At 70.9% G+C, this 13,348-nt stretch carries 12 protein-coding genes; 4 read left to right on the top strand and 8 right to left on the bottom strand.

The genetic code is table 11. The features are described 5' to 3' along the window. Positions 1-210 precede the first annotated feature (210 nt). On the top strand, positions 211-1,752 hold the full coding sequence (locus ACFJIT_RS15385) for a TonB-dependent receptor plug domain-containing protein (RefSeq protein ID WP_379654143.1): 1,542 nt from the start codon (positions 211-213) through the stop codon (positions 1,750-1,752). Next, entirely contained in the window at positions 1,752-2,897 is a 1,146-nt protein-coding gene (locus ACFJIT_RS15380; protein WP_379654142.1) for a pyridoxal phosphate-dependent aminotransferase, read from the top strand. The genes ACFJIT_RS15385 and ACFJIT_RS15380 overlap by 1 nt, the downstream gene beginning before the upstream one ends. A 189-nt stretch (positions 2,898-3,086) precedes the next feature. Here ACFJIT_RS15380 and ACFJIT_RS15375 read toward each other — a convergent pair whose 3' ends face one another. The 8 genes from ACFJIT_RS15375 to ACFJIT_RS15340 all read right to left on the bottom strand — a co-directional run bounded on the left by ACFJIT_RS15375 (position 3,087) and on the right by ACFJIT_RS15340 (position 10,603). Further along, positions 3,087-3,857: an enoyl-CoA hydratase-related protein gene (locus ACFJIT_RS15375; RefSeq protein ID WP_379654141.1), complete on the bottom strand. Its 771-nt coding sequence runs from the start codon at positions 3,855-3,857 to the stop codon at positions 3,087-3,089. Continuing rightward, complete coding sequence (locus tag ACFJIT_RS15370) at positions 3,850-5,364, bottom strand: 3-hydroxyacyl-CoA dehydrogenase (protein WP_379654140.1); 1,515 nt, start codon at positions 5,362-5,364, stop codon at positions 3,850-3,852. Before ACFJIT_RS15370 ends, ACFJIT_RS15375 begins: the two co-directional genes overlap by 8 nt. Beyond that, positions 5,357-5,959: a glutathione S-transferase family protein gene (locus ACFJIT_RS15365; protein WP_379654139.1), complete on the bottom strand. Its 603-nt coding sequence runs from the start codon at positions 5,957-5,959 to the stop codon at positions 5,357-5,359. The genes ACFJIT_RS15370 and ACFJIT_RS15365 overlap by 8 nt, the downstream gene beginning before the upstream one ends. Further along, positions 5,959-7,185: a CaiB/BaiF CoA transferase family protein gene (locus tag ACFJIT_RS15360; protein ID WP_379654138.1), complete on the bottom strand. Its 1,227-nt coding sequence runs from the start codon at positions 7,183-7,185 to the stop codon at positions 5,959-5,961. The genes ACFJIT_RS15365 and ACFJIT_RS15360 overlap by 1 nt, the downstream gene beginning before the upstream one ends. 55 nt (positions 7,186-7,240) lie before the next feature. Next, positions 7,241-8,017, bottom strand: a complete 777-nt coding sequence (locus ACFJIT_RS15355; RefSeq protein WP_130514688.1) for an enoyl-CoA hydratase/isomerase family protein — start codon at positions 8,015-8,017, stop codon at positions 7,241-7,243. A 141-nt stretch (positions 8,018-8,158) separates the two neighbouring features. Then, positions 8,159-8,956, bottom strand: a complete 798-nt coding sequence (locus ACFJIT_RS15350) for an amidohydrolase family protein (protein WP_379654137.1) — start codon at positions 8,954-8,956, stop codon at positions 8,159-8,161. Beyond that, entirely contained in the window at positions 8,953-9,522 is a 570-nt protein-coding gene (locus tag ACFJIT_RS15345) for a carboxymuconolactone decarboxylase family protein (protein ID WP_130514692.1), read from the bottom strand. The genes ACFJIT_RS15350 and ACFJIT_RS15345 overlap by 4 nt, the downstream gene beginning before the upstream one ends. Positions 9,523-9,622: 100 nt before the next feature. Continuing rightward, positions 9,623-10,603, bottom strand: coding sequence for a LysR substrate-binding domain-containing protein (locus ACFJIT_RS15340; RefSeq protein WP_130523965.1), 981 nt, complete (start codon positions 10,601-10,603; stop codon positions 9,623-9,625). Positions 10,604-11,106: 503 nt separating this feature from the next. Here ACFJIT_RS15340 and ACFJIT_RS15335 point away from each other — a divergent pair. Together ACFJIT_RS15335 and ACFJIT_RS15330 are read left to right on the top strand one after the other, a co-directional pair. Next, a complete protein-coding gene (locus ACFJIT_RS15335; RefSeq protein WP_379654136.1) occupies positions 11,107-11,958 on the top strand; it encodes an alpha/beta fold hydrolase in 852 nt (283 codons plus the stop codon). A 95-nt stretch (positions 11,959-12,053) separates the two neighbouring features. Continuing rightward, positions 12,054-13,328, top strand: a complete 1,275-nt coding sequence (locus tag ACFJIT_RS15330) for a porin (RefSeq protein ID WP_379654135.1) — start codon at positions 12,054-12,056, stop codon at positions 13,326-13,328. The last annotated feature ends 20 nt before the right edge of the window (positions 13,329-13,348 follow it).

Raw genomic sequence — 13,348 nt, 5'->3', positions numbered from 1 at the left:
CCTGCGCAAGCCGCTGTCCTGGGCCGAAGGGCTGGAGTGGTACGCCTTCGGCGGCGCCACCGACAGCCAGGGCAGTTCGAATGCCTCGCTGCGCCGCTCCGGGCAGCCGGAGAACGTGCGCGCGATCTACCCGAACGGCTTCCTGCCCTGGGTGGACACCGACAGCACCGACCGCTCGCTGGGGACCGGGCTCAAGGGCTATCTGGGGCAATGGCGCTGGGATCTGAGCAGCGTCTATGGCCGCAACGAGCTGGTCTACCGCACGCGCAACACCTTGAACGCCACCCTGGGCGCGGCCAGCCCGACGCGCTTCTACAACGGCGCGCTCGAAGCCTCGCAGTGGACGACCAACCTGATGCCGGCAACAGTTTCGAAGTCGGCTGGCACGCGCCGCTGCGGCTGGCGCTTGGTTTGGAATACCGCCGCGACACCTACGAGATCCGGCCGGGCGAGGAGGCCTCCTACGTCTGGGGCCCGTACCGCGTGCTGGACGGCCCGGCCGCGGGTACCGTGCCGACGATCGGATCGCAGGGGTTCGCCGGCATCCAGCCGGGCGACGCGGGCGACTACAGCCGGCACAACGTCGCCGCCTATGTCGAGGCCGATACCGATGTGACCGAGCGCCTGCTGGTCTCGCTGGCGGGGCGCTGGGAGGACTACAGCGACTTCGGCTCGACCACCAACGGCAAGCTGGCGCTGCGCTATCAACTCGGCGGCGGCGTGGCGCTGCGCGCCTCGGCCAGCACCGGCTTCCACGCGCCCGCGCTGGCCCAGCAGTACTTCAGCTCGACCAGCAGCCGCACGCTCAACAACGCCGTCACCGGACTGCCCGAGTACGTGCTGGTGCGCACGGCGCCGGTGGACTCGGTCGAGGCCCGCGCGCTGGGCGCGCGCGACCTGGACCCGGAGAAGGCGACCAATCTGACGGCCGGCCTGACCTGGGGCATCGCCGGGCTGACGGCCTCGCTGGATGTGTATCGCATCGACATCGACGATCGCATCTTCCTGTCCAGCAACTTCGTCGACGGCGCGGGCTCCTCGGCGATCCGCGACTACCTGGCCGCGCTGGGTTCGCCGGGCGTCACCAGCGTGCGCTACTTCAGCAACACCGCCGACACGCGCACCACCGGTGTGGACGCGTCCGCGCGCTACGTGTGGCAATGGGAGGGCGGCGACCGCCTGACCGCCACGCTGGGCTACAACCGAAACAAGACCGAGCTGACCCGGGTGGCCTCGACCCCCGAGCAGCTCCTCGCGCTGGGCGTGCGCACGCCGCTGTTCGACATCACCGAGCGGACCCGCGTGGAGAAGGGGCAGCCCAGGGACAACCTGACCCTGGCGTTGGCATGGGATGTAGGCCCCTGGAGCGTGCACCTGGGCACCCATCGCTATGGCCGGATCGAGCAGGTCGCTGCTACCAACCAGAGCGCGGCCAACGTGGCGCAGTTCGCCAAGGGCAGCACCGCCTTCCGCGCCCTGCCCACCGAGGCCGGGACGGCCGGCAACTACGATGTGATCCAACGGCTGGACGCCAAGTGGATCACCGACGCGGACGTCTCGCTGCGCATTTCCAAGCACCTGGTGCTGACGCTGGGCGCGGACAACGTGTTCAACACTTATCCCACGCGCAATATCGCCACCACCCCCGCCGTCTCTGGCGCCGACACCTATGGCGTGTTCCCCTACAGCGAACTCTCGCCGTTCGGTTGGAGCGGCGCCTATTACTACGGAAGACTGCAGGTGAAGTTCTAATGTCCTCCCACGATGCCTTCGATCCGTCCCGGCGCGCCTGGCTGGCGCGCAACGCCGCGCTGGCCGTGGCCGCGCCGCTGGCCTCGCTCGTGCCCGGCATGGCGGCCGGCGCCAGTCGCGACGCGCCCGCCGCTGCCGAAGGGCTGGTGCGCCTGGATCTCAACGAAAGCAGCTACGGTCCCTCGCCGCAGGTGCCCGTGGCGATCCAGCGCGCCCTGCCGCTGGCGCCGCGCTACGTCACCGCCGAGCAGGGGCAGGCGCTGGTCAGGCAGATCGCCGCTCTCGAGGGCGTCGCGCCCGAACAGGTCATCGTGGGCGAAGTGCTCGAGCCGCTGGGCCAGCATCTGGCCGTGGCGGGCAAGGGCGGCACCTTCGTGTACTCGGTGCCCGGGTACGGCGCGCTGGTCGATGCGGCCGCGCCGTTCGGAGGGCGCGCCATCGAGGTGCCGCTGGATGCGTCGCTGCGCAACGACCTGCCCCGGCTGCTGGCCGCGATCCAGGCCGACACCCGGGCGTTGTTCGTGGTCAATCCGCATAACCCGTCCGGCACGGTGAGTCCGGGGAAGGACTTCGATGCCTTCGTGCTGGCCGCCTCGGCCAAGGCGCTGGTGATCGTCGACGAGGCGTATCTGGACTACCTGCCGGACGCGGCCGAGCGCACCGCGGTGCGGCACCTGCGCGCCGGGCGCAACGTCGCGGTGTTCCGCACCCTGGGCAAGATCCACGCGCTGGCCGGCCTGCAGATCGGCTACGCCCTGGTGCCGCCGGATCTGGCCGCCGCGCTGCGCAAGCGCGGCGTCGGCAGCCCGCACGGACTGAACCAGCTCTCGATCGCGGCCGCGGCCGCCTCGCTGGCCGATCCCGGTCACCTCGCGTGGGTGCGCGAACAGGTCGCCGCCGAGCGCACGCGCTGTCTCGACCACCTGCGCCGGCTGGGACTGCGCTACGCCGAGCCCGCGGGCAACTTCGTCTTCTTCGACGTCGGCCGACCGCAGGCCGAGGTCGTCGCCGCACTGAAGGCGCGCAAGATCCTGGTCGCGCGCGCCTTCCCGCCTTACGACACCTGGGTCCGGATCAGCATCGGCACGCCCGCGGAGAATCGCCTCGCGCAGGCCGCGCTGAGCGAGGTGCTGCGGCGCGGATAGCGATCCCCTGGCGCCGAAGGATCTGGAAGAAGCGCGCGAATCCTGCGCTGAGGCGAACATCCGGACGCGCGCCGTCGGCATCGGCGACGCTGGAATCGACACGCGCTGCCAGCCAGGCGTTCAGCGCTTCGATCCGGTTGGCCGGGGAGCAGGACGGGACCGCGTCACGCCGGCCCGCGCCATCAACGCTCAGCGCCCGCTGAAGACCGCGGCGCGTTTCTCGAGGAAGGCGCGCATGCCTTCGCGCTGGTCGGCGGTGTCGAACAGGCGCTCGAACAGGCGGCGCTCCAGGGAGAGGGCGGTGTCCAGCGGGGCGTCGGCGCCCAGCCGCAGGGCCTCTCGGATGGCCTGCACGGCCAGCGGCGGCATCCCGGCGATCTGCAGGGCGATCTCACGCGCGGCATCGAGCGCCTGGCCGCTGGGGACGAGCCTGGAAACCAGGTTGGCGGCGTAGGCCTCGCCGGCGGGGATCATCTCGCCGGTCAGCGCCCACAGCGCGGCCTTGTAGCGGCCGGCGGCGCGCAGCAGGCGCTGGGTGCCGCCCGCGCCGGGCATGATGCCGACCTTGATCTCGGGCTGGCCGAAGCGGGCATCCTCGGCGGCGACGATCAGGTCGCAGGCCAGCGCCAGCTCGCAGCCGCCGCCCAGCGCATAGCCCTCGACCGCGGCGATGATGGGCTTGGAGGCGTGACGCACGACCTCGAACAGGTGTCCCGAGCGCTGCAGCACATGATCGATCGGCCGCATGTTGGCCATCTCGGCGATGTCGGTGCCGGCCACGAAGTAGCCGCGGGCGCCGGTGAGCACGATCGCCGCGACCTCCGCGTCGGCCAGCGCCCGTTCCAGGGCGTCGACCAGTTCCCGCTTGACCTGCAGGTTGAGGGCGTTGCGGCGCGCCGGCCGCGACAGGGTCACCACCGCGACGCGCGCCTGCGTGGCCACGCTGACGAACTCAGCCATGCGACACCTCACGCGCACGCGCCTGCAGCCAGGGCGAGACGCGGTAGCGCTCTTCGCCGTAGCCCTGCGAGAGATGGGCCAGCACGGCGGCGACATAGTCCAGCCCCACGCGGCGGCCCCAGGCCAGCGGCCCGATCGGGTAGTTCACCCCGCCGGTCATGGCCGCGTCGATGTCGGCTTCCGAGGCGATGCCTTGCTGCACGGCGTCGGCGGCTTCGTTCACCAGCATGGCCACGGTGCGCGAGACCGCCAGCCCGGCGGCGTCGCCCAGCAGCGAGACCTGCTTGCCCAGCGCGGTGAACAGGCCTGCGGCCTGGGTGATGACGTCTGCGGGCGTGCCCTCGGCGGCCGACAACGCGATGCGCTTGCTGGCGGCGTAGTCCAGGGCCAGGTCGAACAGCACCACCGGCTCGCCCAGTGCCTGGCTGCGTGCGCCGGCGCTGCGGCCATCGGTCAGCGCCAGGGCGACGCCGTCCACGCGCAGCAGGCCTGCGCCTTCGGTCTTTTCGACATTCAGGCCGGCCTGTTCCAGCAGCGCCACCAGGCCCTGCGCGGGGCCGAGCGCGCCTTCGATGCGGACCCGTGTCGGCGCGGGGCCCTGAAGGTCGCGCACATCGGGGCGCGGCGCATCGTCGCGGTAGTCGTAGAAGCCGCGACCGCTCTTGCGCCCCAGCCAGCCGGCGTCCACCAGCTGCTGCTGCACCAGCGAGGGCTGGTAGCGCGGATCGTGGAAGAACGCCTGCCACACCGAGCGGGTCACGGCGAAGTTGACGTCATGGCCGATCAGGTCCATCAGCTCGCACGGCCCCATGCGGAAGCCGCCGCACTCGCGCATCACCGCATCGACGGTCTCCGGCGTGGCCTGCTGTTCCAGCAGCAGGCGCAGCGCCTCGCCGTAGAACGGGCGCGCCACGCGGTTGACGATGAACCCGGGCGTGGACTGGCACACCACCGGCGTCTTCTTCCAGGCGCACGCGGTGGCGACCAGCGTCTCGACGAGGGACGGGTCGGTGGCGTGGCCGCGGACCACTTCGACCAGCGGCAGGATGGTCGCCGGATTGAAGAAATGCAGCCCGGCCACGCGCTCCGGCGCGGGCAGGCGTGCGGCCAGCGCGGTCACCGACAGCGAGGAGGTGTTGGTGGACAGGATGGCATCGTCGTCCACGCGCCTGGCCATCTCGGTCAGCGCGGCGACCTTGATGTCGAGGTCTTCGACGATGGCCTCGATCACGAGGCCGACGCCTTGCAGCGGCGCGCTCGGGCCCGCGGCGATCACCCGGCAGAAGGCGGAGGCGGCGTCCTCCGCGCTGGCCCTGCCCTTGGCCACGCGCCGGTCGAGGCTGGCGCGGATCTGCGCGCGGCCCCGATCCAGCGCCGCTTCGTTGGTGTCGCAAAGGTAGACGCGGTGGCCGGCGACGGCGGCCACCTCGGCGATGCCGGCGCCCATGGTGCCGGCGCCGATGACGACCACGGCGCGATCCAGCGCGAGAGCGTTGGCCTCAGCCATCGGCCGGCTCCGTGGCGATGAAGGACGGGCGCTGCGCCAGCGTGGCGTACCAGGCGGCGAGCTTCGGCGCGCGCGCGCGCCAGGCGACCTCTTCGAAGCGATAGTCCAGATAGCCCAGCGCGCAGCCGATCGCGATCTGGCCGATGTCGATCGCCGCGCCGGGGCGGGCTTCGATCTCGCGCTCCAGGCGTGCGAGCGAGGCCTCGGTCTTGAGCGCGAAGGCATCGATCAACGACTGCAGCGGAAGCGCGCGTTCGCGTTCGTTGCGCCACAGGATCAGCACATCCAGCAGCCCGTCGCCCAACGCCAGCTGCTGCAGGGCCTTCCAGCGCGCATCGCCGGACGGGAACAGCGCGCCGTGGAAGCGCGCATCCAGGTACTCGCAGATGACGGCCGAATCAAACAGCACCTGGCCATCGTCCAGCACCAGGGTGGGGATCTTGGACAGCGGGTTGTCGGCCATGATGGCCGGATTGGGCTTGAGCATCGCCGCCACCGAGCGCTGCAGCTGCAGCGCCTCGACGCAGCCCAGCTCATGGGCCACCACCATCACCTTGCGCACGAACGGCGACTTGGGCGACCAGTGCAGTTTCATCAGATCACTCCCTTGGCCCGCAGGGCCTGGATGTCATTGTCGGTGTAACCCAGCGCCTGCAGCACGCGGTCGCTGTGCTGGCCCAGCAGCGGCGGCGCCACGCGCGGCTGCAGCGGCGCTTCGGCGAAGCGCATCGGGCTGGACACCAGGGGCACCTCCACGCCCAGCGGATGCGGGACGCGGCGGACCATTTGTCTGGCCACCACCTGCGGGTCTTGGAGCACTTCGGGCACCGAGTTGATGGCGCCGGCCGGCACGCCGGCCGCATCCAGTGCGGCCAGCAGGTCGGCGCGCCGCCACCCGGCGAAGGCCTCGGAGAGCCGCGCGGACAGCGCCTGGATGCCTTCCACGCGCCCGGCATTGGTGGCGAAGGCGCCCTCGGCCAGCGCGGGCTGGCCCAGCACCTGGCACAGCTTGGCGAACTGGCCGTCGTTGCCGACCACCAGGATGACGTCGCCATCGGCGCAGGCGAACACGTCCTGCGGCTGGATGTTGGGATGCGCATTGCCGTTGCGCTGCGGCGTGCGACCGGACACCAGGTAGTTCATCGCCTGGTTGGCCAGCGAGGCGACCTGGACATCCAGCATGGAGATGTCGATGGTGTCGCCCAGGCCGGTGACGTGGCGCCGGTTGAGCGCGGCCAGTACCGACACGGCGGTATACATGCCGGTCATCAGGTCGACGATGGGGATGCCGACCTTCTGCGGGCCGCCGCCGGGCCTGCCATCGCGCTCGCCGGTGACGCTCATCAGGCCGCCCATGGCCTGGATCAGGAAGTCGTAGGCCGGTTGTTCGGCGCGCGGGCCGTCCTGGCCGAAGCCGGTGACCGAGCAATAGATCAGCCTGGGGTTGATGGCGCGCAGGCTGTCGGCGTCCAGGCCGTAGCGCTTGAGCGTGCCGACCTTGTAGTTCTCCAGCACGATGTCGGCCTGCGCCGCCAGCCTGCGCACGATGTCCTGGCCCTCGGGCGTGTCGATGCGGAGGGTGATCGACTGCTTGCCGGCGTTGACGGCCAGGTAGTAGCCCGCCTCGCCGGTGTTGCGGCCGTCGGCGTCCTTGAGGAAGGGCGGCCCCCAGGCGCGGGTGTCATCGCCGGCGCCGGGCCGCTCCACCTTGATCACCTCGGCGCCCAGGTCGGCCAGGATCTGCCCGGCCCACGGTGCGGCCAGGATGCGGCTCAGATCCAGGACCTTGATGCCCGACAGCGGGCGTGCGTTGGAGCTCATCGGGATATCCGTGCGACATCGCCGCGCGGCGGCGATGGGAGAGGGAAGGAGGGCATCAGCGGCCGACAAAGACCGGCGCGCGCTTCTCGCGGAAGGCGGCCTGCGCCTCGCGCGCGTCCTCGGTGCGGCCGATCGCGGCGGTCATGTCCTGCTCGTAGCGATAGCCATCGCGCAGGCTCAGCTGCTCGATCGTGTTGAGCGTGTGCTTGCTCATGCGCGTGGCGACCGGGCTCTTGGCGGCGATGGTGTGGGCGATCTCCAGCGCGGTGGGCAGCAGCGCCTCCGGCGCCACGCAGGCCTCGACCAGGCCCAGCCGGTAGAGCTCGGCGCCGTCGACGCGCAGGCCGGTCAGCGCCATGCGGCGCAGGCGCGAGTGGCCGAACAGCCGCATCGCGTGGCGGCAGCCGCCGAGCAGGCCGACGTCGATCTCGGGCAGGCCCAGCGAGGCGCGCTCCGAGGCGACCAGGATGTCCGAGGAGGCGACCATCGCCAGGCCGGAGCCGAGCGCGGCCCCGTTGATGGCCACCACCACCGGCTTGGCGCATTCGCGGATCGCGTGGAAGCATTCGCGGGTGCGGCGCAGGTGCGCGCCCAGATCGCCCGGGCCCTTGATCACTTCGGCACGTCCCTTGAGGTCGGCGCCTGCGCAGAACACCTTGCCGGCGCCGGTGAGCACCACCGCGCGGACCTCATCCAGCTCGCCGATGCGGTCCAGCGCCAGCACCAGCTCGTCGTTGAGCGTGCGGGTCAGCGCGTTGACCGGCGGCGCATCCAGCGTCAGCACCGCCACGTGGGCTTGGATCTCCACGCGCAGCTGGGTCAGGTCGTCCATTGCGGCAAGGCCTTGATGATTCGTCGAAGGCCAGTCTAGGAAGCCCCCGCGCGCGCGCCGACGCGATGCCAGGCAGAGCTGCTATGCGGCTGCGCGCATAGCCGTTAGGACCAAGGTCGTATTGCGCGCGCACCGCGCCGGTCAGGCATACAGCGCGCGCGGATGGTCTTCCAGGATCCGGCGCGCCAGCGCGGCATCGCCCGCCCAGTCGCGGAAGGTCGCAAGCAGCGCGCCGGTGTCCGGCGCCGGTTCCACGCGCAGATGCGGCCAGTCGCTGCCCCACAGCATGCGGTCCGCGCGCGCGTGCTGCAGCGCCTGCTGGAAGGCACGACCGCGCTCGGGCTGCGGCTTGCGCAGCAGGTTGCGGTACATGCACAGCTTGATCCAGGTGTTGCCGCCTTCCAGCAAGGACAGCAGCGCGCGGAACGCCGGCGCGTCGACACCTGCATCCAGATCGAAGCCGCCCGCGTGGTCGATCACCAGGGGCACGGGCAGTTCGCGCAGCGTGCCGATGACGCCGGACAGCGCCGCGGTGTCGCTCCACAGCTCGGCATGCAGGCTCGCCGCGGCCAGCGCCGGCGCCAGCCGCATCAGGTCCTCCAGCGTGGCCGCGCCGGGGAAGTCGCCGCCGCTGCGGTGGCTGAAGCGCAAGGCCCGCACGCCGCGCTCGCGCAGCCCGCGCAGGTCCATACCATCCTGCACGCGCGCCACGGCTACCCCGCGCAGCTGCGGAAAGCGGTCCAGTGCGTCGAACAGCGCGGAAAAGTCCCGGCCGTAGGCGCTGGGATGGATCAGCACGCCATGCTGCAGGTCCAGGGCCTGCAGCAGCGCCAGGTACTGCTCGACGCTGGCCTGCGGGGGCGAATGCACGCTGGTGTCGGCCAGCGGAAAGCGCGCATACGGGCCGAAGACATGCGCGTGGCAGTCCCAGCCGCTCACAGGCCGTTGCGCTGCGGCAGGTCGAAGGCCGGCGCGACGCCCTCAGGCAGGGGGATCTCGTGGGTGTTCAGCGTCATCGCCACCATCGTGTAATAGCCCACCAGCGCGGTGAGCTCGACCACGGCCTTCTCGCCCAGCAGGGCCAGCGCCCGCGCGTAGGTCGCATCGCTGACCGAGTTGGCGGCGTTGAGCTCGCGGGCGAAGCAGACGATGGCGTGCTCGGTCTCGTCCAGCCCCGCGGGGATCTGCTGCGCCAGCAGCGCCTCGAGGATCTCCGCGGACAGGCCGGCCTTCTCGCCCTCCAGGCGATGCGCGTGCCACTCGAACGGCGAGTTGCAGGCCCGGCCGGTGACCAGGATGGCCAGCTCGCTCTGGCGCGGCGTCAGGGACGTGTCGTAACGCAGCAGTTCGCCCAGGGCCGACCAGCGCGCCGCCAGCTCCGCGTTATGCAATGCGGCGCGCAGCGGGCCCTGGATCCTGCCGCGCTTGCCGTTGACGATGCGGTCGTGGACCGCGCGCTGGTCGGCATCCATGTGGGCGGGATCGGGCAGGGTGATGCGGGGCATGGCAACTCCGGTTCGAACGCAGGACGGCGCGCATCGGACGCGCGATCGGCCGTTATAGGGTGGGGCGACGGGGCGCGCTACGCGTCCGCCGGCATGTCTGCTATGCGTCGGGGGTCGGGGCGAAGGCGCGCTGCCACAGGCCTTCGGCCGCCAGCGACTGGAAGGCGTGATCGATCTCGCTGGCCACGGCCGAGACCGCGCGGGCCGGCCCCTTGGAGCGGCTCAGCGCCATGGAGACGATCCGCTGCATGGGTGGGTCCACCAGGCGCGCGGCCTGCAGCACGCCGTCGGCCAGTTCCTTCCACACCGCGTGGATGGGTAGCACGGTGTAGACGCCGTCGCCGGCGGAGAGCGATTTCTGCAGCGGCAGCGAGTCCGCCTCGATCGCCGGCGAGAGCCCGATATGGCAGCTGCGCGCCAGCGCATCCAGCGCCGTGCGCAACCCGTTGGGCGCGCTGGGGACCACCAGGGGCAGCTGGTCGAGACGGGTGAACGGCACGGTCTCGGCGGCGGTCAGCGCATCGCCGCGTCGGCCGATCAGATAGCTGTCGACCACGGCCAGGGACTGCTCGCCCTCCGGCAGCGAGGTGCCATAGCGGTACAGCACGGCGATATCGACGCGGGCATCGGCCAGCCACTCCTCGACCTGGCCGCCGGAGCCTTCCAGGATCTTGAGCGTGACCGCGGGATAACGCGTGCGCAGGGTCGAGAACAGTCGGCCGGTCACCGCCTGCGAGATCGACGGCAGCATGCCGATCGTGACCCGGCCGGTCGGCTCCAGCGCTTCGCCGCGGATGTCGCGCTCGAGCTGCGCCGCGTCGGCCAGCAGCGCCTTGACCTGCGGGAACAGGCGTTCGCCCAGCTCGGACAGCTGCACGCCGCGCCCGGTGCGATTGAACAGGCGCGCGCCGCAGTCGCGCTCCAGTGCGTTGATCTGGCGGCTGAGCACCGACTGGTTGGTGTCCAGGAACAGCGCCGCGCGCGTGACGCTGCCCAGCTCGCCGATCGCCACGAACGCGCGCCAGCGCCCCAGATCGGTCACCAGATCGAGCGAAAGATTGGTGACCTTGGGTGTGGGCATGACGGAACGGCGGGCGCGCTGGATCAGGTGAACGAGGGTAGCAAACCGCCCGATGGCCAACGGCGCGAAACGCCTCAAGACGCGCCCTTCGACTAAAGGATAAGGGCCGCTCCGACGCCTTGAAGTCCCTGGAAACCTCGCGTTTGCGGGCGATCGGCAGGGCCGCTGCGAGCCATCGCATTCGCGCCATAGCTGGATTGACCGTCGACGGCGTGCGCCCGAAAAAACACCGTGCCTAGACTCCGCCCCATCGACGCCTGCAGCGCAACGCAGGTCCACGCCATCGAGGAGGAGGGCCTCATGTCCAGCCAGGACGCGCGCCAGGCGATCGCCCGCGGCACGCGACAGGTGCCGGTGCCAAGACCGGTCCACTAACACCGTCCGGCCGCGTCAGGCCGGTCGTCCGATTGAAGTCCGTCGTGCCGTCGTCCCCTGGATGCGGCGCACAGGCGTCGTGCGGCCGCGTCCGGCCCGGCGCCTGCAATACCGGGAGGGATTGCCTGATGAAGCGCTCGTGGGTGCGTGTTCTGTTCTGTCTGGCCTTGCCGGCCACCGTGGGCGCCGCCGAGGCGGCAGGTGCGCGTGCGCATCGCCAGCTGAGCTGCGGCGATGCCAGCATCGACGTGGTGGCGGACGGCCAGGGGCCGACCATCGTGCTGCTGCCGTCGCTGGGCCGCGATTCGCTGGATTACGACCCGATCGCCGAGGGCCTGGCCGCCAAGGGCTACCAGGTGCTGCGCCCGCAGCCGCGCGGGCTGGGCGACAGCCGCGGGCCGATGGAAGGCATCACGCTGGCGGATCTGGCCGACGATGTGGCCTGCACGATCGACCAGGCCGGCAAGGCGCCGGCGATCGTCGTCGGGCATGCCTACGGCAACTGGGTGGCGCGCATGCTCGCCGCACGGCATCCGCAGTCCGTGCGCGGTGTGGTGGTCGCGGCCGCGGCGGCCAAGACCTATCCCAAGTCCCTGTCGGCCAGCATCATCCGTATCGCCGATCCCAGGACCTCGCGCGAGGATCGGCTGAAGGAGCTGCAGGCGACCTTCTTCGCGCCGGGCAACGATGCCTCGGTGTGGCTGGACGGCTGGCACCCCGAGGTGCGCACCAGCCAGCGCAACGCCAGCGATGCCACGCCCAAGGCGTTGTGGTGGAGCGCGGGCGGCAAGGTGCCACTGCTGGACCTGCAGGCCGAATCCGATCCCTTCATGCCGGCCGATCGCCGCCAGGAGCTGCGCGAGGAACTGGGCCCGCGCGTCAGCGTGGTCACCATTCCCGGCGCCAGCCACGCCCTGCTGCCCGAGCAGCCGCAGCAGGTGGTCGAGGCCATCGCCCGCTGGTCGGCCGGCCTGCGTTGAGCCGCCGCGCGCCCGCTCCGCGCTTCATCCATCCAGCGTGCCGCCGCAGGCGGCCTCGCTCCCGCTTCTCGCATCCACTCCTGGGAGGGAACTCGATGCCTGTCCGCAACACCTCGCCGCGTCCGCGCCGCCATCGCATCGCCGTCGGCGCCTGCCTGATGGCCATGGTCGGCAGCGGCCATGCCGCCACCTTCGGCAACGAAGACGCCAACATCGAGTTCTTCGGCAACCTGTATCCGCAGTACCAGTGGACCTCGTTCGGTCAGCACACCGCGGTCGGCAGCCAGGTCGGCACGCTGACCACCAAGTCCAACACCAGCACGACCCTGCGCAGCGTCACCGACAAGCCGGATGCCGACCGGGTCAACTGGTCGCAGTCGTTCTTCGCCATGCGCGGGCACTACCGCTTCAACCCGGACTGGGACGTCGGCTTCCGCCTGGACGAGCAGGTCACCGAGCCCTACGACAACAGCGAGTACTTCAACCGCAGCCGCGATGCGTACGTCTACGTGGCGCATCGCGTCCTGGGGACCTTCACCGGCGGACGCATCAACAGCATCCTGTCCAACTGGGGCGATCCGGTGCGCATGCTCGGCGTGAGCGAAAGCAATTTCGTGTCGACCTCCGCGTTGCTCGGTGGCGCGGCCTTCGGCACGGGCAGTCGCGCAGGGACGACGACATGGGTCACCCGTGCCAGCCACGGCTACAAGTGGGAGAGCGCCAAGTGGAACGGCTTCTCCCTCGGGACCAGCTACATGCCGCACCGGGACGGCCCCGACTACGGCCGCCCCCGCCGGGCCTACTCCTACGGCATCCGCTGGGAGCAGGGGCCCTGGTACGCCGCGCTGCAATACGAGCGGCATACCAACCATCTGGTGATCAGTGGTGTGCCGACCACCACGCCGGCGGCCACTTCGATCACCAACCAGGGCGGCGGTTCGCAGGACCGCAACCTGCGCCTCAGCGCCGCCTACCAGACCAAGCGCGTCAAGCTGGGCGTGGACCTCTCGCGCGTGCAGTACGCCGAAGACCCGACCGCGGACTACGGCAAGTTCAAGTCCTACACCGTGCCGACCTGGAAGGTCAGCGCGGAATGGCAGGCCACGCCGAAGCTGACCCTGGCAGCCAACTACATCCACGCCGGCGCCGGCCACTGCGTGCTGTCGGGCGCGGCGCCATGCAGCACCTACGGGCTGGGCGCGCAGGCCTACAACGTCGGCGTGCAGTACAGCCTGTTCAAGTACACCTCGCTGGTCGCCCTGGCCGGGCGCATCGACAACGGCGTCTCGTCCAGCTACGGCTCGCCGGTGCGCGCGCCGGTGGGCGCCACGGTCGACAACCTGGCCCTGGGCCTGCACGTCAAGTACTGAATGCCCGCCCGCAGCCTCCT

It is taken from the genome of Pseudoxanthomonas sp. UC19_8 (assembly GCF_042700505.1).
GTDB classification, from domain to species: Bacteria; Pseudomonadota; Gammaproteobacteria; order Xanthomonadales; family Xanthomonadaceae; genus Pseudoxanthomonas_A; species Pseudoxanthomonas_A winnipegensis.
The sequence above is the reverse complement of the archived record's forward strand: the minus strand, read 5'-3'. Positions and strand labels throughout refer to the sequence as shown.